Source organism: Candidatus Arsenophonus phytopathogenicus (genome assembly GCF_056113345.1).
In genome coordinates this window covers 1,541,629-1,558,470 of record NZ_JBUIOB010000017.1, presented here as the reverse complement: position 1 = coordinate 1,558,470, position 16,842 = coordinate 1,541,629, and the positions used below count along the sequence as shown (strand labels likewise).

Below are 16,842 nucleotides of genomic sequence, written 5' to 3'. Positions count from 1 at the left end.
ACCAGGGTACTACCAATATGGCTGTCAATATAAACCCGACACCTCCGGCACACACCACCAAAACCCATCATCAGGAGGTGAAATGAGAATTATTGTTATTGATGAAAGTAAACCTAATATTAGGTGGGAATACAACCAGGAACCCAAAGGGGGAATAAACGCAAGAGGATGGTTAAAAGACGGCACTCAGGACAAAATTGTAGCCGCCCTTCAGGAAGCATTAGAAGAAGCTAAATATCAATATTTGTTAATGGAAACCTCTCCATCTGAAGACAATCATTCAAACGAAAAAGAATCGAAAGGTGTTGACCCTACCAATACCGATGAAACAGTTTTGACAATAGATAAAAATCTATTTAAAGACGTTCTTCAGCTTGCTCTCCAGTCCCCTGAGTTTGCTGACAAAGTCACTACTGTTGATATTGATTCGGCTACCGCAAATGCAAATGAAGTAACTATTACGGTTAAGCCAAGCGATTTTCTTCTTCGTCTTTCTACTACACTTGGGGCAGGCAGGTAACTCTATTTCATGATTATCGAACGTTGACATATACACTCTCCATTACATTAGTTTAACAGGAATAAATAAGGTTTGAATAAAAACATGATAATCGAGCTTCCTTTTCCACCAAGTGTTAATACCTATTGGCGACATAATTCAAAACATACCTACTTAAGTAATAAAGCAAAAGAATTTAAAGCAACAACAGTAAAAATTGTCAACGAGAGGCGCCAAAAATCTGATTGTCAAAAGTTTGAAGGTGAGGTCTCTGTATTGATACAACTCTATCTACCCAACAAGATAAAGCGTGATGTAGACAATTATTCCAAAGGTGTACTCGATTCTTTAACTGGGGCGGATATTTGGCACGATGATAGCCAGGTTCGCATGATGACCGTTGAGAAGATGGATAACAACGGTGGTGTAAAAGGCGGCAAGTGTGTCGTCATTATTGATGAATATTGTTAACCGTCGCTGACTAAAAAACCATCAATACACCAACAAGGTCAATCACATTTAAAATCCAAGGTAACAACGATGACTTTTTCAAACCAACCAATATTGGTTAACGGAGACTCGTTGCCATATATCAAAACACTGTCAGATAATTCCATCGATCTTATTGTGACTGATCCGCCATACTATCGTGTTAAATCCTGTGCATGGGACAGGCAGTGGAAAGCAACCGAGCAATATCTAGCGTGGCTAAATGATTACCTTGTTGAATTCCAGCGGATATTAAAGCCAAACGGTAGTCTCTATCTGTTTTGTAGCGCAGCATTGGCCGCTGATACCGAAATTATGCTAAGAAATCACATGAGGGTGTTAAATCACATTATTTGGGCTAAACCGTTTGGCCCGTGGCGGCGACAGAAGAAAGATACGCTCCGCTCATTTTTCCCCAGCACCGAGCGAGTATTGTTTGCCGAGCTGTACGGGGCAGAGGGTACAGCAAAAAATGACGCTGGCTATGCATTGAAATGCGCTGAGTTAAAAGGTGAAGTGTTCGCTCCACTGATTGACTATTTCATCACCGCAAAAAATCAACTCAATATCACGGGCAAAGAAAAAGTATATGGGAGGCTACATGCATCGTCATTGGTTCTCGTATTCTCAGTGGCAGCTACCGAACGAAACACAGTATGAACGCTTGCAACAATTCTTTTCGCAAAAAGCAGCAGAGAAAAGATTAGCGTCGTCTCTCTCCAAAAGTCACCATCAACTGAGTTTGAAGCACGGCGAACTTCAGCGTGATTACGGTGAACTAATGAAAAACTATGCCGAACTTAAGCGACAATATCAAAACTTGCGCCGACCTTTTTCTGTCACCAAAGACGTGCCGTATACCGATGTGTGGAACTTTCCACCCGTACTGTATTATCTCGGCAAACATCCCTGTGAAAAGCCTGCAGCATTGCTTGAGCACATAATCAATGCGAGCAGTAAGCCGAAACATATCGTAGCAGATTTCTTCATCGGTTCAGGTTCGACGGTAAAAGCAGCAATTCAATTAGGTCGGCAAGCTATTGGCGTAGAGTTGGAAACAGATAGATTTTTGCAGACTAAAAAGAAATAGAAAATCTTACTCCTCAAATTAATAACAAAGGTATGATTTTTTGACGAAGCGCTACCCTTCCATCAGAAGAAGCATACCCCATCATTCAAACACTCGAAAATAAATAAAACTATCTATGAATAACATTGAAAAATACACAACGGGCACTGCCTATGGTGCCAGCGCGACGACGTTCCTGTGCGGCGTATTATCGCTCAGCGATTGGGCGTTGATTACGGGTATTATCTGTTCAGTGCTGACCGTTGGGCTGAACTGGTACTACCGGCACAAAGAATACAGGTTCAGGACAAAACCATAATGTATCCAACGTTGAGAAAGCGTCTGATTGCAGCGACAGCAGGCGGTACAGTTGCTATTGCCGCCGTATTGATTCAGTGGCACGAAGGCATCAGGCATAAACCTTACAAAGACGGTGGTGGCGTAACAACAGTATGTTACGGCAACACTGAGGATGTTGTTCACGGTAAAGAATACAGCAAAGAAGAATATGACTCGTTACTCATGGATGACTTGAATACTGCGTTAGAGACTATTGAGCGCAAAGTGACCGTTCCGTTAACTGCAACCCAAAAAGCCGCTTTAGCTTCATTTGTCTACAATGTTGGGAGTGGAGCATTTACCCGTTCAACTTTGCTCAAAAAACTCAATGCTGGAGATACTCAAGGCGCTTGTAACGAAATGCGCCGTTGGAAGTATGACGAAGGTAAGGTATCAAAAGGACTCGTGAATCGCAGGGAAGTTGAACGGGAACTTTGTTTAAATCAAAAGGCACTAATCAATCCAACTCAATGAGCCTTGGCATCGTCTGGGGCTTTTTTCAGCAGCGCTTCACACGCGCATATCAATACAATCCTGAGAATATTCACAAAAGCGACCTTGGAGAATACCAGTAATTGGTGTGCTCAGGGGCTGGCTGTTCGTGTGATCTGAGGTCGATTTTTTGAAGGTAAACACCGATGCAAGCTTTAACGTTTAAAAAACATTCAATTGTGCCGTTTGATAACGGTGACGGGAAAATCTGGTTTACCAGTGCTCACATGGTTGAATTGCTCGAATACGCTGACGAGAAATCGGTAAACCGTTTGTACAACCGCAATAAAAATGAATTTACGGACGAAATGAGCCGGGTGGTCAGTGTGACCTCTCGTAATAAAAACAAAGATATACAATACAATCGTGTGCGTGTGTTTTCTCCACGGGGAGGCCATCTTCTTGGCATGCTGGCGGATACTAAGGTCGCTAAATCATTACGTCGTTGGTTACTTGACCTGGTTGACAAAGAATCCCAGCCAAATTTGGCACTTATGGATATTAACCAGCTTAAAAAACTGACGCTGGGTGAAATGCAAAATCGCGTATTGCAAGTAAATGAATGGTCGTTGGATACATTTGGTCGTCCGGGTAGCAAGCGCATGACTATCCGTAAGCGGCACCTGAAAAAGATTCGGGAAGCGGAAAAACTGATACTTGAACTATCTCAGGTAGTTATTCCCGATTTGGGTGATTTTCCTGAGATAGATGAGGAGAAAAGACCACATGAAGAACTATGTCGAATGCATTGAGAAAAATGTGGTATCTGAATTGATAAAACAAGGCTATGACCAATCTATAGCCAGAATCAGTGCAGATATCGCAGTGGAACATTATCGCCGCCATGCCGCTAGCGCAAAAGGCAAGATTTTTTCCGATTGTCTACATGTTTCTAAAGTCTGGGCTGGAAAGTATCAGCCGCAAATAAAGAAATAATCAAGCAGTAACACTCTACCGCACCATGCCCGGTGCATATCAACCATGAGCCTTTTGGGATAGAGCCTTGAGGATAGCCGGTGGCAATCATCGCGCCTACTCATGGGCTGGTTATTCCTGGGCACGAGGCTCTATCACTAAAAGGAAATAAATGATGCAATTACCAACAGTTATACTTAATAGTGTCAATGTTCGTGTAGATAATGAGGGCAGATATAATCTTAATGATTTGCATAAATCAGCCGTTGCAGGTGGCAAAGCAACAGAATCACAAAGGCCAGGAGAATTTCTCAAAAGCCGCCAAGTCACTAGATTTATTCAAGAATTAGCCAGTGCGACAATTATCGCTCCGGTTCAGACAATTAATGGGGGTAAAAATCCTGGGTCTTGGGGACTTGAACTCGTTGCTATTCGCTATGCAGCATGGATTGATCCAAAATTTGAGATTCAGGTTTATAACACTTTCGTCGAGGCTAAACGAAAAAAGGCATTGGCGGAAATTAATCGCAATACCGCCCGCCTCGAATACAATCCGATGACCGACGCTATCAAGCATGAACGCGAAGCACAGGGAAAGACGATAGCTCCTCATCACTTCAGCAACGAAGCTGACCTGATTAACCGTATTGCGCTCAATATGACGGCATCAAAGTTCCGCGTCTATCATGATATTGGTAAAAAAGAATCCATTCGTGACTATCTAACACCAGAGCAGATCCATTGCATTACCGAATTGCAACGTGCCAACACGGTATTCATTGCTATGGGGTGGGACTTTGAGCAGCGTAAATCTACGTTAATGGGGATGTTCGATAAAAATCATCGCCTACCTTTGATTAAAGAGCAACACAGGCTAGCAGCATAATGCGGTGGCAATTTCCTATTATCGTTGCACTATTCGCCTCAATGCTGGGTACTGCCCTGTATTACCGGACACTGTATTACCATGCTGAAAAAGCACGAAAGATTGCCGTATCGGATAGGGAAAAACAACAGGTTGCCTTTGAACAGCTAAATCGGCAGATACTAACTGTTACTGCGCTGGACACACAACACACCAAAGAGCTTGAACATGATAAGAACCTTATTGCACAGCTTGAGCGCGATGTGGCTGCTAATCGTCGCCGGTTGCGCGTCAAAGCAATCTGTCACAGTGTGTCCACCAATACCGCCTCCTCCGACGTGGATGATGCAACCCGCGCCAGACTTGACGACACCGCTAACCGAAATTATTTCATCCTCAGACAACGAATTGAAATTGCAGAACAGCAAATAAACGGCTTGCAGGATTATATCCGGCAGGTAGTGCTCTCTCATCAACCGGAAAAGCAGGAATGAATAAGTGGATTGAGTGTAGTGTTGGTATGCCAGAAATTAACGGTAAGGTACTTATTTATCAAAAAGATAACAATATTCAACTAGTGGGAACCTATCTAGGAAATAGCAAATTTCACTATGCAGATTGTTGCCAAGGTATCCAGAAAACTTGTACCGCTAGCCACTGGATGCCGTTGCCTGAGCCGCCAAACACTCAAGGAAACAACCAAAATGCCAAGCAGAATTCCTAGACCTTGCCGCAAACACGGCTGCCCGCATACCACTACAGCACAATATGGCTACTGTGATCAGCATAAATACGAAGGCTGGGTGCAGCACCAACGCGGTAGAACTCGCCAACAACAAGGCGATGGACGACAGTGGGAAATTCTTAGAGCCAGAATATTGAAGCGAGATAAGTACTTCTGTCAACCATGCTTACGAAAAGGGATTGCTACCGAAGCTAAAGCCGTTGACCACATTCAGGCAAAAGCCTTCGGCGGCACAGATGACGAAGCCAATCTACAAGCAATCTGTCAGGCTTGCCACCGAACTAAAACAGCAAGTGAAAGATTTCATTAAAATGTAGCGGAGATTGTATGAAAATTTTTAGTGCTTATTTTCATCACAACGGTTTTATTGTTCAAACAGAACAAAATGAAGACTTCTGGGTATTACTTAGCAGAAGTCTAGGATGGGGAAAATTCTGTAAAGTAGATGATATGAAAGCTATTACAGGCCGTGCATCGCGCTTTGAATTGCGTGAAATACGTTTGGCAAATGAGCCAGCCCCGTATCCAGTGATTTCAGGTTCAAATGTTTTATGGCATCTGCTGGAAGCTTGCGAAGTGTTGAAATCAACGTAGATTTATGAAGATTAGTATTTAAACATTTTAAATATCTCCAATTAATAAGACGTAACTATTTTTATCTGTGCCCCACATGCCGCGGCATATCGTTCAAGTGTAGTAAAACTTGCTTTACTAGCATTTTTTTCTAATCGCGTTACCCCAGGTTGCGTAATCCCCATTCGTTCAGCAACTTGTGTAGTATTTAAGCCTGCTTGACGGCGCATGTTAATTAAAAGTTCTTGTAATTCTTCTTTTTTCTTTTCTGCAAGATATGCGGCCATTACATCTGGATTTTGCAATGCCTTTGCTTTTAATTTGCTATAAGGAATACCTTTAATCTTCATATTGTAATTCCTCTAATCTCTTTAGTGCTAATTTAATCTCTGAAGTGGGCGTTTTAGGCGTTTTTTTAACAAACGAGCGCAAAATATATATTTTTTTGCCTTTAGCAAAAGCAAAAAATGTTCGCGTAATATCTTTTCCTCCTGCTTTTAATTCAAAAAGTCCATCCTGCACAATATCAGTGTTCGGATAACGTAATTGATTACCTTGGGCTTCAAGTTTATCAAGCGCTGCCAAGATCTTACCTTGCATTAGACTATTAAAATTCAATATTTCTTCTTGTGCCTCAGGATGAAAAATGAGTTTAAACACATAATTATCTCTACTGTTTTCATCAAAAAATTATACCTTATAAGTTATTATAACTCAAGAGTTATAATCTAAAGAAGGGAGGGGGGATAAAATAACTATGGAAACAATAGGTTAGGATTGGATGGCCTCGTTTACTCACATCGCCGCAGGTTAGAAACCTTTTTATCGGTACCCCCACCGCGTGATTAATAGGAATTTTCAATTATGTCAGGGGTAACCCTTCAAAAAGGGCAATCAATAAAAATGAACCACAACCCGAAAAAGGGCTCCCCTCAACACCAAAACACTTCAATAAGCAAGAGCGCTACTGGTTTAAGGTTCTCGGCGAGCGTCTAGAAGCTATGGGCGTGATGACTGTTCTTGATGGTATGGCGCTTGAGTTACTGGTTGGTGCTTATATCGAGTGGAGACGTCACCGTGACGTTATCGAGCAGGAGGGGGATTCTTATAAAACAACCTCAGCCGATGGCAGCGTGATGATCCGTCCTCACCCTCAAGTGGCAATGATGGCTGACGCCTGGAAAAGAGTTTGCAAAATGTAGGCTGAATTCGGCACGACTCCAGCCAGCAGATCAAAAGTCAACGGCAATGCTTCGGCTCAAGTCGACCCGTTTGCAGAACTTTTAAAAAGTAGGGAAGATTAATGACTGTAGTTAATGATGGGAGCCGTTATGCTGAACGTGTCGTAGCAGGCAATATTATTGCTTGCGAATATCTACGCTTGGCTTGTCTACGCTTTCTCGATGGCTTGAAAAACGGGGAAGATCGCGGCATTTATTTCAGTAAGACTCGCGCCCAGCATGTTCTTAATTTCTATCAGGTTATCCCACACGTCAAAGGCAACCTTGCCAATCAGTCAATTGATCTAATGGATTGGCACACCTTTATCCTGATTAATATTTTTGGTTTCGTTATTCCATTGATTGATGAGAAAACCGGTGAAATTATTCTCAAACCAGACGGAAAGCCAGTGATGGTGCGGCGTTTTCGCACTGCCTACAACGAAGTGGCGCGAAAGAACGCCAAGTCTACACTTTCATCGGGTATTGCCCTGTACATGACGGGGGCGGACGGCGAAACAGTACACAAAGTATTAAACAAGGCGCTAGGAAGCCAACAGGCGCTCGCCTGGGATGACGAAGACGGCAATGTGTTAATTGGTTTGGTTGGTAATGACAAAGCCACCACCTCGCTGGTTTGGGGCGAAAATATTCTCACCTGTGACACCTAGCAGAGTATCCGTGAACGCTTTTCGGAATACCAGGTCGCAGGGCAACGGGTAGGTGATGACTCAGATCACGGTGAAGCTACGCTAACGGCACTCCGCGCTAGAGCCAAGGATAGCCAAATCACCCGGTATCGCCCACAACATATCCAGCAATCCGGTAATGCAACAGGGGCCAGTTGTCGCGCTCGGAGTGAATTTGAAGCCAGGCAGCGCGCAGCCAGAACAGAGGAAACCACCTATACGGTACAAGGCTGGCGGCAAGGTGATGGCAGTCTGTGGAAGCCTAATCAGCTGGTGATTGTGTTTGATCCAGTGTTGGGTTTTAACAACCGTGAACTGGTCATTAGCGAGGTGGTGTATACGCAGGATGAAGGCGGTACATTATGTGAACTGAGAGTCGGGCCAGAAGCCGCCTATATTCCTCCGTTTGAGGAATTGAAAGCACAAGAAGAAACGGATATAGATATATAGATGTGCAGCAAATATATTATTCTCTGAACACAACATCGACACGTCCAGCGGATACAGCACGACGAGCAGGCCCAACTACAATTTGGACGTCACGTCCAAGTCGAGTCAAGCAATCAAGCATCTTAGATTCACTGATTCCCCGAAACTGCCCACGCAGCATCTTGGATAATTTAGATTGAGGAATACAGAGGACTTCAGCAGCATGTAACTGACTCCATTTTCTACCTTGTATAATTTCACCGATTTTAGTTGCAAGCTGTGCTTTTACCAGCATCTCATCAGAATCAGCCATGCCTAAATCAGCATAAATATTACCACTACCTTCCTCAATTTCTATCATTTTTGTCTCCTTTGAAATGTGATTCAGCTGCTTTTAGTCGTTCCAGAATCAAGCCCATATCTGGTTTGGGTGTTGCAATACCACGTGTTGACTTCTTTTGAAAACAATGAAGTACATAAACTGTATTTTCAAATTTAACGGTGTAGACTGCTCGAAACGTACCAGCAACTGAGTTTTCGACAACTTCAATAACACATGCTGAACCGAATCCCTGTAAAGATTTAGCTTGTTGGTGTTTCTTTCCGGCTTGTGTTTGATGCAACGCATAACCGAATGTGTCTTGAACATCACTCGGCATCACCTTCAAGTCTTTCTTGGATGAACCAAGCCAAAATAATTTTTTTATGTGCAGTCCCATTACTTAATTATACCCATATGGATATAATTAACAACTTTTAATTTGGAGTAATTTAATGAAAAACGCCCTAGCCATACTACAGAGAGGCTTGTCGCGCCTTTGGTCGCGGGCATTGGTGCAAAGACTCGACAGTACAAAAGCGTGTCAGACCGTCGATGCTGGCTTATTGGCTGGCGAGGCAAAGCACGGTGTGGAATATCTAGAGCCTTACGGTTTTACCTCGACCGCGCATTCTGGCGTAGAAGGTGTAGCGCTATTTCTCGCTGGCGATCGGTCACACGGCATTGTCATTAACGTTGCAGACCGACGCTATCGGATCAAGGGTCTCAAAAGCGGTGAAGTGGCTATCTATACCGACGAAGGCGATAGCATCGTGCTTAAGCGTGGCCGGTTAATCGAAGCGACAACAGAAACGTTCATCCTGAATGCTAAAAACAAGGTGGTACTGAATACCACATTAATTGAAACACCTGGTGCAATCAAGGCGGAGAAATCGATTACGTCTGCTGCGGAGGTGCAAGATAAAGTCGGTTCATTAAGCACAATGAGGAAACAGTACAACAGCCATGCTCATTCAGGTGATAGCGGCGGCATGACCGGTACACCTACTCAAGGTATGAAATAATATGATGACAGGCATCCCTATTCAACATGATGACCGATTAAACCGTGCGGTGATTATATCGCTGTTCACCTGGCGACGCGCTGAACCGGATGATGACACCGATACACCATTTGGGTGGTGGGGTGATACCTGGCCGACGGTACAAAATGACCGGATTGGCTCTCGATTGCATCTGCTGAAACGCACAACCTTAACCCATCAAACGGCGCAAAAAGCGAAGGAGTATATCGCTCAGGCACTCAAGTGGATGACGGAGGACGGGGTAGCGCTTCGTGTTGATATTGAGGTCGTGCGTTCAGGCATCGATAGATTAACGGCAATCGTCACCCTGACCTTACCTGACCATCACATAAAAACAATGACCCTCAACAATTTGTGGAGCGTAATCCATGCAAACTAGCGGTTTTTCGCGCCCGACACTGCCCCAACTGATAGACACCCTTCGCGGTGCTTTACTTACGCGGTTTAATGAAGATAGCGTGTTGCGCCGTCTTGATGCTGAAGTGTACGCGAGAGTACAAGCCACTGCCATTCACACCCTGTACGGCTATATCGATTACCTGGCGCGTAATATCTTGCCGGATTTGGCCGATGAAGACTGGTTGACCCGACATGGGAACATCAAGCGTTGTCCCCGAAAAGAAGCCACCAAAGCGAACGGTTTTGTTCGCTGGGAGGGTGTACAAAGTGTCCTATCGATGCGCGCTGACACGGAAATACACCGCGATGATGGGAAATCTACACCACAACTACCCCGACAACATCAGCAAATGGTGTACTTCGCGTACCCGTCGTTGCAAAAAGCAGCGGTCAGGCGGGTAATTGCAAAGACGGTATCGCACTACGTCTGGCAACCCCGATAACGGGACTGTCGTCTACCGGCTATGCCGATAACATCAGGACAGGCACCGATATTGAAGATCTGGATAGCTGGCGACAACGCATCATGGCCCGCTGGTACGATACGCCACAAGGTGGTGCGGATAGTGATTATGTTCGCTGGGCAAAGGAAGTTTTAGGCATCAGCCGCGCCTGGACACATCGCCATAAGAACGGTATTGGCACGGTTGGGGTGATGGTGGCGAGTGATGATGCTCGACCATCCGGCACCCACAGAGGAAATTTTAACCAAAGTCAAAGAACACCTCTTACCACTTGCCCCCGTTGCCGGAAGTGGCTTAACTATTTTCCCCGTTACAGCAAAAACCGTTGCTATTTCGATAACCTTATCAACGGATACGCCAGAAATTCGGGCGGCAGTAATTGCCGAAATCAAAGCTTTCTTACAGCGAGAAGGAGAGCCTGGCAGCAAGCTTTTTCTTTCAAGACTCGCGGAAGCCATCAGTCTTGCCGCAGGTGAAGTCGCTCATCGCCTGATTACACCAACGAAAGATATTGAATTAACCCATACGGAAGTGCCGGTATTGGGTGAAGTAACGTGGGCAAAATATAAGGAATAAGTGTCATGAGCCATCTGGACGAAGAATATACGCAATTGTTGCGCGCGTTATTACCGCCTGGTCCTGCCTGGGATGAAGAAGATCCGCTGATTAAAGGGCTGGCCCCTTCTTCACTGGCACAGGCTCATCAACACGCCGATAGCCTGATGATTGAAATTAATCCGGCCCAATCGGTTGAATTAATTAACCGCTACGAGAAATTATGCCGGTTGCCTGATAAATGCCTCGCTAATAGAACGCAAACGCTAGAAAAAAGACAACAAGTGCTTGATGCCAAGGTCAATACAGTAGGTGGCATTAATGCGGCTTTTTTCAAAAAGCAGTTGGAAATATTGGGCTATCCAACAGCAACAATAGAACAGTTTCACCATCTTGATGCTACACCCGATCCGTCTTGGGGTGACAAGTGGCGTTACTACTGGCGGGTGAATATTCCTGCCGAGGCGAATGTACGCTGGATTAGCTGTACCAGTTCTTGCAATGAGTCAATTCGGACATGGGGCAATAGCGCAGTGGAATGCGTGATTGAACGCCAATGTCCTTCACATACCCAAGTCCTTTTTGCCTACACCAAAGGAGAAAATAATGCATCGCATTGATACGTCCACTGCCCAAAAAGATAAGTTCGGGCAGGGGAAAAACGGGTTTACCAACGGTGATCCAACTACTGGCACCCCGTCGACAAAATTGAATAGTGACATTTATGATGCACTACAGGAAGAAGTGTGTACTGTGGTTGAGCGTTCAGGTATCCGATTGGATAAAAGCCAGCATGACCAGCTTTATCAGGCAGTGAAAAAATTGTCTGAAACAGAAGCGAATAACGCTAAAACAGCGCTGATTGACGGCTCCACAGTAGATTTGAATACTTAAGCAAGCTGGCAAAAGCTATCGAAAATAACCCAAAATTTGCCAAAATCGTGGCGCAGCGTTTAAGCCAAAAGCTGACGAAAGATGAAAATGGCGCTGACATCCCAGACAAGAATCTTTTTCTGAAAAACCTTGGTTTAACGGAAACGGTGGATTGTGCAAAAAACGCACTGGACAAACGTACCGGCGGCACCGTCAATGGCAACCTCCATGTGACCCAATCAGTGCATATTGGTGATAACGACTCAGGGCTACGAGCCGATGGTGACGGCAACGTGGCATTTTATGCTAATAATGCGAAAGTAGCTTCCTGGAATAATGACAGATTGCATTGGTTAAAGAGTGTAGAAATTGATGGAACCATCAATATCCATAGTAATTTGCATATCTCATGGGGCGGCAGAACCGCGATTTATCAAGAAAATGGTGATGTAACTGGCCCGATTTGGAGTGGTGCGTTAAGTAGTTGGCTTAATATGCAGATTAGCAATCGAGGAGCAAAAAATACTGCTCACCTCGCTACGAATGGATGGTGGAAATGTGGTGATACTGGGCTTATCAGGCAATGGGGCATCACGCCACCACTGTATGCAGGACAGGTTTATACCGTGACGTTGCCTTGTCCGGTTCTTCATGCCATCTTATCGGCGACAGCGACAGTGAAATACAAAGGTATTGCCGCAGAGGGTAATTTAGGCACCTATGTTGAAATAAAAGAAAAATCGTTAATTATCAGTGCTGATTATACAAGGACAGCGATTCAAGCGCCCAGAACATGGGAGTTGGTTTATTACTAACCCCAGATTATCACTCTACTTTTTTGGTGCTTCCGACCACTCAATATCCGGCGCTTTGCTGATATCGACACGGTTTAGCAGCACCCGGTATTTTTTCCAGGCCAGTAGTGATACTTTTTCGGCTTCTGTAGCTATGTCGAGGTCTGACGCATCCTGTAACGGTGCTATAATTTTTGCTGCTTGCTCAAGCAGATAGTCTCGTTTATAGGTGGCCTGCTCCCTGAGTTCACCTGCCGTGTAGATACGTGGAACAACTTGACCATCAATAAAACACCATTTTCGGTTAGGGGCTGCCTCTTTAGGCCATTCGGATACTTCTGCTATGCTGCACTCATCGGGACAGAAGCCATTAATATCGTAACCCATTGAGCGTATTACACCATCGGCTTCATATTCGATTTTCATCGTATCGGGCTGAAAGCTTTTTTGGCACTCATACCAGTCTTGACCATCTTCCGAGATAAGAAAAATTGCACCAACAGCGTGTTCTAGCGATTTTTTATCAACAGATTCAGGATGGTAGCGTTTAAAATTTTTAATATTTTTCATTACATGAACCACACATTTATCCAGTTGCCGTTAACGTTTTTTTGTAAGATACGGCGCTGAACATAATCCACATAGGCATCAACGTTTCCGTTATACACGCCGGTTATTACATAATGAGGTTCATCACGATAACCTGTTCCTCTCCATATCTGAATCTCCTGCATATGTCCCAGTCGAATATCCCGTACAAAGGTTGTGTTAACATAATCCCAGGTAGCGCGACCATTCACTTTGTTATCCACCCAGCCGCTGAGATGCCCACCCCATAATGATCCGTGGATATTGCCATCTTCTTGATAGGTAGCGCCTGCGGCATGAATGGCTTGGGGGGAGTAAAAATGCCCGTTTTTATTGAATACCCAATCCCCACCGCCGTCATTGCCGTTGTTTAGCCGAACGCCATCACTCCCCTTGTCTTAGTAAAGCCACATGCGAACGCTACCATCCTGATTATGAAAACCCAGATGCTTGCGGTTATCCCCCTTCAGTAAGAGTTGACTACCTTGTAAAATAATGTCGCCATTGACGGTGCCACCGGTACGTTTGTCCAGTGCATTTTTTGCACAATCTATTGTTTCCAACAAACCAAGGTTTTTTGTAAATCTTATTTTGGTGAAAAATTCATCTAAAAGCATTGATGACAAGGCTTAAATGAAGAATAAATAGAGAAAAAATGAAAAAGTAGCCGCTATTTTTAGGTCAAAAAACGACCAAATCATCAATTTATGCTCAAAAATGCCAATTTGCACAAAATTTAAACAGTCTTTAAGGGAGGTAATTCAGGATAAAAGTATCAACAAATCCTAGTCAAAAACCACAGCTAAGATTCCATTATTTTTTAACAATAGAGTTTTATACTGAAAAATTTGAATGTTTAAACAACAAAAAAATCATAAGGAAATTAACAATGAATCAAGAGAATTTACCAAAAAAATATAATCATGCGAATGAAATGTTAGAAATAAAAAACTATGCTGAATTTAAAAATAAAGTTTTAAGTAATATTCCCAACTTGAAGTTGATGGCAAAAGGTTTTATGCAAGAGCATATAAAAGAATTGACAGGGCAAGATATAGACCCGGACAAGGTGCGCTTGTATTCATTTAAATCAGCCTCACCTTTACCTAAAACATATTCTGGATGGGAATATTGGGACCCAATAAAATCCTTAACATTAACAGAACTTGCGTTCAAAAATTTTAGTGCTCATGACCAAGACTTAACTTCAGATGATTTAAAATTAAACTATGGCGTTTATAAAGAAGACACAAAAGAAAATTACACAGGAATTTTCAGGTTTGGTAAAGAGTATTTTGGAGAAAAAAATCAAGTCAGAATATTGCCATCTGATTTAAGAAAAATATTAAATGAAAATGACTTTTATGCGCTGGTGAAAAACAGCCTTAATACCTTTTGGGAAAATCATGAAGACGATATGCTCACTTTAGCTAAAGCAGACTTTGTTTCCAAAGCGAGACAATCTATGTTAGAAGGACTTCTCTCTGATAATGATTACAAATTCGTCATGCAAACAGTGGTTCCTCATATTCCTTTAGAAGGTCCAGTTACAATAAATCAATTGTCAAGTAAAAATCACTCACATGGATGTGTGTATACTCTGGATATTAATGGTTATATATCTAATGATATTTTACGATTTATAAAAAATGATGGTCATGAAATACTCTATATTCCTGGTGAAAGAAGGCCATTTGAGGTTTTTGAGAATGATAAAGAAATGCGTCACTGGATTGTAAAACAAGCTAAAGATCCCAAAAAAAGTTCTAGACTAGAAAATCATTTCTCTCTGTATGATCGTCAGGATGGGATTTTTCATACCGGAGTAGATAATGGTCTGCTGCATTTAGCGTTAAGGTCATGGGATGTAAAAGAGATTGATAAGTATGGTAATTATTTCTTTGTGGATGATGCACTTTCGACTGTTGTAAAAAAAACAAAAGAAAGAAGTTTTAGTGATGCAGATACCATAATAAAATCAAATACCGAGGTTAGCTGGGAGCAATGGCTCGGTTATACAAAAATAGCTAATCAAATTTTTGGCCCTATCATTGGATTAGTCGGCGGGGCTTTTGGGGCAGGTTTGGCTACAGGTGCGTTCGTTGCTCAGATCGGGATGGAAGTTCACCAAGCCGTAATTGGGGATACCGAAGAAGAACGCAAACAAGGTTTTTGGGCAGCAACTATAGATATTGGTACAACGTTACTGTTTGCTGGATTTGCCAAGTTTATTAAAGTAAAAACTGAACTATCAGAATTAAGTGAATTAGCAGATGTCAATACAGAAGTTAATATTGATAACCTCGTAGAAAAACAAGCAAGTGGTTTTATAAAAGGAATAAATAAAAGTATTTCTGTAGTAAAAGTAGCAGAAGATAAAAACGGAAGAGATATTTGGAGGAAATATGACCCCTTAACGGAAAAGGTATTGGGTAGATGCTATTATCGTGCTGATGATGGCACACTTGAGCCGATCCCTCTTCCTCTGAGTGATCGTCTGAATAAGATTCGTACTCAAGGGCTTACTGGTGGCCGAAGACTAGGAGTCGCTGATCCAAATCTAAATCACTCTCCAGAAGAATTACATAATGAAATCATCCCAGATTTAGATTTTCTGAGGGCTGAAGCTCCAGCTGAAGAGGATCGTGCCTATGAGCCAATGACAATGGAGGAGTTGGAAGAGTTTAGACTTGAAGAATTAGATGATCAAGAGGCCATGGAAGTTCTTACTGAAGATGTCGAAGTGATTGATTCTGAAATGGTTAGGTTGGGAAAAAGGATCGGTAGTGGATTTTTTAGTGATGTCTATCAAGATCCAAATGAGGACGGCTTTGTCATAAAAAAGCTGAAAAGAACAGGTTGTCAACCTAGCAATAGTAGTAGTGAGGAATCAAACAATTCAGTTTCTTCAAGTTCGGTTTCTTCAAGTTCGGTTTCTTCTTATTCTTATTCTTATTCTTTTGATAAAAGATTAGAATTGGCTAAAGAAGAGGCCTCATTATTTGGAAAATATTATGGCTATGACAGTGTTAAAATCATTAAAACATCTAAAGATGTTTACATAAAAATGATAAAAATAAACGGTGTAAAAATAGATAAAGTTCCTAAAGATGGTTTTAAGGCAGGAGCAATATCGAAGCTTTGGGAGATGATTGTTGCTTTAGATAAACTTGGAATATGGCACAATGATATATCACGCAGTAATATACTATATGATAGTGAAAATAATATTTTTTATCCGATAGATCTCGGTAGTTATGATTCATCTAGTAGTCGTGATGTTATTAAAGAGTATACAGAAAATAGTGTTGATAAAATTAGAACTATTTCTAATTATATAAAAGAAAACACAAAGAGTGATTATAGTGACGAGGAAAATATGAACTAAATTGTATTGAAACCAGCCCTACAATAGAGGGTGTTCAGAATTCTGTGTCACGATAAAAACATTACAGCGTGATCACATTATTTAATCGCCCA

The 16,842-nt window shown here is 42.6% G+C and carries 26 protein-coding genes and 4 pseudogenes; 22 read left to right on the top strand and 8 right to left on the bottom strand.

Annotation, left to right across the window (positions count from 1 at the left end; translation table 11 throughout):
- Positions 1-82 precede the first annotated feature (82 nt).
- From AC01GB_RS11810 to AC01GB_RS11750, 13 genes are all read left to right on the top strand, one after another.
- Entirely contained in the window at positions 83-520 is a 438-nt protein-coding gene (locus AC01GB_RS11810; RefSeq protein WP_474451957.1) for a hypothetical protein, read from the top strand.
- 72 nt (positions 521-592) lie between these two features.
- Entirely contained in the window at positions 593-970 is a 378-nt protein-coding gene (locus AC01GB_RS11805; protein ID WP_474451956.1) for a RusA family crossover junction endodeoxyribonuclease, read from the top strand.
- A 69-nt stretch (positions 971-1,039) separates the two neighbouring features.
- Positions 1,040-1,648 carry a DNA methyltransferase gene (locus AC01GB_RS11800; RefSeq protein ID WP_474451955.1) on the top strand — a complete coding sequence of 203 codons (609 nt, stop codon included), beginning with the start codon at positions 1,040-1,042 and terminating at the stop codon, positions 1,646-1,648.
- Positions 1,590-2,078 (top strand): DNA methyltransferase, encoded by a 489-nt coding sequence (locus tag AC01GB_RS11795; protein ID WP_474451954.1) that lies wholly within the window; start codon positions 1,590-1,592, stop codon positions 2,076-2,078. The genes AC01GB_RS11800 and AC01GB_RS11795 overlap by 59 nt, the downstream gene beginning before the upstream one ends.
- Positions 2,079-2,193: 115 nt before the next feature.
- Positions 2,194-2,376 carry a phage holin family protein gene (locus tag AC01GB_RS11790; protein ID WP_474451953.1) on the top strand — a complete coding sequence of 61 codons (183 nt, stop codon included), beginning with the start codon at positions 2,194-2,196 and terminating at the stop codon, positions 2,374-2,376.
- A complete protein-coding gene (locus AC01GB_RS11785) occupies positions 2,376-2,870 on the top strand; it encodes a lysozyme (protein ID WP_474452393.1) in 495 nt (164 codons plus the stop codon). The genes AC01GB_RS11790 and AC01GB_RS11785 overlap by 1 nt, the downstream gene beginning before the upstream one ends.
- Positions 2,871-3,034: 164 nt before the next feature.
- Positions 3,035-3,640, top strand: a complete 606-nt coding sequence (locus AC01GB_RS11780) for a BRO-N domain-containing protein (protein WP_474451952.1) — start codon at positions 3,035-3,037, stop codon at positions 3,638-3,640.
- The gene (locus AC01GB_RS11775; protein WP_474451951.1) at positions 3,615-3,824 is read left to right on the top strand and encodes a hypothetical protein; all 210 of its coding nucleotides are present in this window, start codon (positions 3,615-3,617) and stop codon (positions 3,822-3,824) included. Before AC01GB_RS11780 ends, AC01GB_RS11775 begins: the two co-directional genes overlap by 26 nt.
- A 154-nt stretch (positions 3,825-3,978) precedes the next feature.
- A complete protein-coding gene (locus AC01GB_RS11770) occupies positions 3,979-4,689 on the top strand; it encodes a KilA-N domain-containing protein (protein WP_474451950.1) in 711 nt (236 codons plus the stop codon).
- The gene (locus tag AC01GB_RS11765; protein ID WP_474451949.1) at positions 4,689-5,162 is read left to right on the top strand and encodes a lysis protein; all 474 of its coding nucleotides are present in this window, start codon (positions 4,689-4,691) and stop codon (positions 5,160-5,162) included. The genes AC01GB_RS11770 and AC01GB_RS11765 overlap by 1 nt, the downstream gene beginning before the upstream one ends.
- Positions 5,159-5,392 carry a DUF551 domain-containing protein gene (locus AC01GB_RS11760; protein WP_474451947.1) on the top strand — a complete coding sequence of 78 codons (234 nt, stop codon included), beginning with the start codon at positions 5,159-5,161 and terminating at the stop codon, positions 5,390-5,392. Before AC01GB_RS11765 ends, AC01GB_RS11760 begins: the two co-directional genes overlap by 4 nt.
- Positions 5,373-5,723 carry an HNH endonuclease gene (locus tag AC01GB_RS11755; protein ID WP_474451946.1) on the top strand — a complete coding sequence of 117 codons (351 nt, stop codon included), beginning with the start codon at positions 5,373-5,375 and terminating at the stop codon, positions 5,721-5,723. The genes AC01GB_RS11760 and AC01GB_RS11755 overlap by 20 nt, the downstream gene beginning before the upstream one ends.
- Before the next feature lie 17 nt (positions 5,724-5,740).
- On the top strand, positions 5,741-6,007 hold the full coding sequence (locus tag AC01GB_RS11750) for a hypothetical protein (protein WP_474451945.1): 267 nt from the start codon (positions 5,741-5,743) through the stop codon (positions 6,005-6,007).
- A 41-nt stretch (positions 6,008-6,048) separates the two neighbouring features.
- Here the strand turns inward: AC01GB_RS11750 and AC01GB_RS11745 are convergent, their stop codons facing one another.
- Positions 6,049-6,336 (bottom strand): helix-turn-helix domain-containing protein, encoded by a 288-nt coding sequence (locus tag AC01GB_RS11745; protein ID WP_474451944.1) that lies wholly within the window; start codon positions 6,334-6,336, stop codon positions 6,049-6,051.
- Positions 6,326-6,646, bottom strand: a complete 321-nt coding sequence (locus AC01GB_RS11740) for a type II toxin-antitoxin system RelE/ParE family toxin (protein ID WP_474451943.1) — start codon at positions 6,644-6,646, stop codon at positions 6,326-6,328. Before AC01GB_RS11740 ends, AC01GB_RS11745 begins: the two co-directional genes overlap by 11 nt.
- 188 nt (positions 6,647-6,834) lie before the next feature.
- On the opposite strand from AC01GB_RS11740, the pseudogene AC01GB_RS11735 reads away from it, so the two are divergent.
- Positions 6,835-7,290: pseudogene (locus tag AC01GB_RS11735) on the top strand (phage terminase small subunit P27 family).
- A 395-nt stretch (positions 7,291-7,685) separates the two neighbouring features.
- Positions 7,686-8,345, top strand: a pseudogene (locus AC01GB_RS11730) (phage baseplate assembly protein); the annotation flags it as partial.
- 16 nt (positions 8,346-8,361) lie between these two features.
- Here AC01GB_RS11730 and AC01GB_RS11725 read toward each other — a convergent pair.
- Both AC01GB_RS11725 and AC01GB_RS11720 read right to left on the bottom strand, forming a co-directional pair.
- Positions 8,362-8,685 carry a helix-turn-helix domain-containing protein gene (locus tag AC01GB_RS11725; protein WP_474451942.1) on the bottom strand — a complete coding sequence of 108 codons (324 nt, stop codon included), beginning with the start codon at positions 8,683-8,685 and terminating at the stop codon, positions 8,362-8,364.
- Entirely contained in the window at positions 8,672-9,043 is a 372-nt protein-coding gene (locus tag AC01GB_RS11720; protein ID WP_474451941.1) for a type II toxin-antitoxin system RelE/ParE family toxin, read from the bottom strand. The genes AC01GB_RS11725 and AC01GB_RS11720 overlap by 14 nt, the downstream gene beginning before the upstream one ends.
- A 55-nt stretch (positions 9,044-9,098) precedes the next feature.
- On the opposite strand from AC01GB_RS11720, the gene AC01GB_RS11715 reads away from it, so the two are divergent.
- The 6 genes and pseudogenes from AC01GB_RS11715 (at position 9,099) to AC01GB_RS11690 (ending at position 12,795) form a co-directional block, all read left to right on the top strand.
- A complete protein-coding gene (locus AC01GB_RS11715) occupies positions 9,099-9,668 on the top strand; it encodes a phage baseplate assembly protein V (protein WP_474451940.1) in 570 nt (189 codons plus the stop codon).
- A gap of 1 nt (position 9,669) precedes the next feature.
- Entirely contained in the window at positions 9,670-10,068 is a 399-nt protein-coding gene (locus AC01GB_RS11710) for a phage GP46 family protein (RefSeq protein ID WP_474451939.1), read from the top strand.
- A pseudogene (locus AC01GB_RS11705) lies at positions 10,058-11,128 on the top strand (baseplate J/gp47 family protein). Before AC01GB_RS11710 ends, AC01GB_RS11705 begins: the two are co-directional and overlap by 11 nt.
- Positions 11,129-11,133: 5 nt before the next feature.
- A complete protein-coding gene (locus AC01GB_RS11700) occupies positions 11,134-11,727 on the top strand; it encodes a YmfQ family protein (RefSeq protein WP_474451938.1) in 594 nt (197 codons plus the stop codon).
- Complete coding sequence (locus AC01GB_RS11695) at positions 11,714-12,001, top strand: hypothetical protein (protein WP_474451937.1); 288 nt, start codon at positions 11,714-11,716, stop codon at positions 11,999-12,001. The genes AC01GB_RS11700 and AC01GB_RS11695 overlap by 14 nt, the downstream gene beginning before the upstream one ends.
- Before the next feature lie 47 nt (positions 12,002-12,048).
- Positions 12,049-12,795, top strand: coding sequence for a hypothetical protein (locus AC01GB_RS11690; protein ID WP_474451936.1), 747 nt, complete (start codon positions 12,049-12,051; stop codon positions 12,793-12,795).
- Between the two features lie 15 nt (positions 12,796-12,810).
- On the opposite strand, the gene AC01GB_RS11685 is transcribed toward AC01GB_RS11690, so the two are convergent.
- From AC01GB_RS11685 to AC01GB_RS11670, 4 genes and pseudogenes are all read right to left on the bottom strand, one after another.
- A complete protein-coding gene (locus AC01GB_RS11685; protein ID WP_474451935.1) occupies positions 12,811-13,356 on the bottom strand; it encodes a tail fiber assembly protein in 546 nt (181 codons plus the stop codon).
- Positions 13,344-13,586 carry a phage tail protein gene (locus AC01GB_RS11680; RefSeq protein WP_474451934.1) on the bottom strand — a complete coding sequence of 81 codons (243 nt, stop codon included), beginning with the start codon at positions 13,584-13,586 and terminating at the stop codon, positions 13,344-13,346. The genes AC01GB_RS11685 and AC01GB_RS11680 overlap by 13 nt, the downstream gene beginning before the upstream one ends.
- Before the next feature lie 24 nt (positions 13,587-13,610).
- Positions 13,611-13,748: pseudogene (locus AC01GB_RS11675) on the bottom strand (hypothetical protein); the annotation flags it as partial.
- A 12-nt stretch (positions 13,749-13,760) separates the two neighbouring features.
- Positions 13,761-13,925, bottom strand: coding sequence for a hypothetical protein (locus AC01GB_RS11670; protein ID WP_474451933.1), 165 nt, complete (start codon positions 13,923-13,925; stop codon positions 13,761-13,763).
- Between the two features lie 326 nt (positions 13,926-14,251).
- On the opposite strand from AC01GB_RS11670, the gene AC01GB_RS11665 reads away from it, so the two are divergent.
- Positions 14,252-16,750 (top strand): dermonecrotic toxin domain-containing protein, encoded by a 2,499-nt coding sequence (locus AC01GB_RS11665; protein ID WP_474451932.1) that lies wholly within the window; start codon positions 14,252-14,254, stop codon positions 16,748-16,750.
- Positions 16,751-16,842 lie beyond the last annotated feature (92 nt).

Bases quoted from the DNA above. Each gene is read 5' to 3' on its own strand.
- AC01GB_RS11780 (WP_474451952.1), top strand. From the start codon at position 3,035: ATGCAAGCTTTAACGTTTAAAAAACATTCAATTGTGCCGTTTGATAAC.
- AC01GB_RS11760 (WP_474451947.1), top strand. From the start codon at position 5,159: ATGAATAAGTGGATTGAGTGTAGTGTTGGTATGCCAGAAATTAACGGT.
- AC01GB_RS11720 (WP_474451941.1), bottom strand. From the start codon at position 9,043: ATGGGACTGCACATAAAAAAATTATTTTGGCTTGGTTCATCCAAGAAA.
- AC01GB_RS11665 (WP_474451932.1), top strand. From the start codon at position 14,252: ATGAATCAAGAGAATTTACCAAAAAAATATAATCATGCGAATGAAATG.
- AC01GB_RS11745 (WP_474451944.1), bottom strand. From the start codon at position 6,336: ATGAAGATTAAAGGTATTCCTTATAGCAAATTAAAAGCAAAGGCATTG.
- AC01GB_RS11725 (WP_474451942.1), bottom strand. From the start codon at position 8,685: ATGATAGAAATTGAGGAAGGTAGTGGTAATATTTATGCTGATTTAGGC.
- AC01GB_RS11695 (WP_474451937.1), top strand. From the start codon at position 11,714: ATGCATCGCATTGATACGTCCACTGCCCAAAAAGATAAGTTCGGGCAG.
- AC01GB_RS11715 (WP_474451940.1), top strand. From the start codon at position 9,099: ATGAAAAACGCCCTAGCCATACTACAGAGAGGCTTGTCGCGCCTTTGG.
- AC01GB_RS11770 (WP_474451950.1), top strand. From the start codon at position 3,979: ATGCAATTACCAACAGTTATACTTAATAGTGTCAATGTTCGTGTAGAT.
- AC01GB_RS11700 (WP_474451938.1), top strand. From the start codon at position 11,134: ATGAGCCATCTGGACGAAGAATATACGCAATTGTTGCGCGCGTTATTA.
- AC01GB_RS11795 (WP_474451954.1), top strand. From the start codon at position 1,590: ATGCATCGTCATTGGTTCTCGTATTCTCAGTGGCAGCTACCGAACGAA.
- AC01GB_RS11755 (WP_474451946.1), top strand. From the start codon at position 5,373: ATGCCAAGCAGAATTCCTAGACCTTGCCGCAAACACGGCTGCCCGCAT.
- AC01GB_RS11710 (WP_474451939.1), top strand. From the start codon at position 9,670: ATGATGACAGGCATCCCTATTCAACATGATGACCGATTAAACCGTGCG.
- AC01GB_RS11775 (WP_474451951.1), top strand. From the start codon at position 3,615: ATGAAGAACTATGTCGAATGCATTGAGAAAAATGTGGTATCTGAATTG.
- AC01GB_RS11790 (WP_474451953.1), top strand. From the start codon at position 2,194: ATGAATAACATTGAAAAATACACAACGGGCACTGCCTATGGTGCCAGC.
- AC01GB_RS11785 (WP_474452393.1), top strand. From the start codon at position 2,376: ATGTATCCAACGTTGAGAAAGCGTCTGATTGCAGCGACAGCAGGCGGT.
- AC01GB_RS11800 (WP_474451955.1), top strand. From the start codon at position 1,040: ATGACTTTTTCAAACCAACCAATATTGGTTAACGGAGACTCGTTGCCA.
- AC01GB_RS11765 (WP_474451949.1), top strand. From the start codon at position 4,689: ATGCGGTGGCAATTTCCTATTATCGTTGCACTATTCGCCTCAATGCTG.
- AC01GB_RS11750 (WP_474451945.1), top strand. From the start codon at position 5,741: ATGAAAATTTTTAGTGCTTATTTTCATCACAACGGTTTTATTGTTCAA.
- AC01GB_RS11810 (WP_474451957.1), top strand. From the start codon at position 83: ATGAGAATTATTGTTATTGATGAAAGTAAACCTAATATTAGGTGGGAA.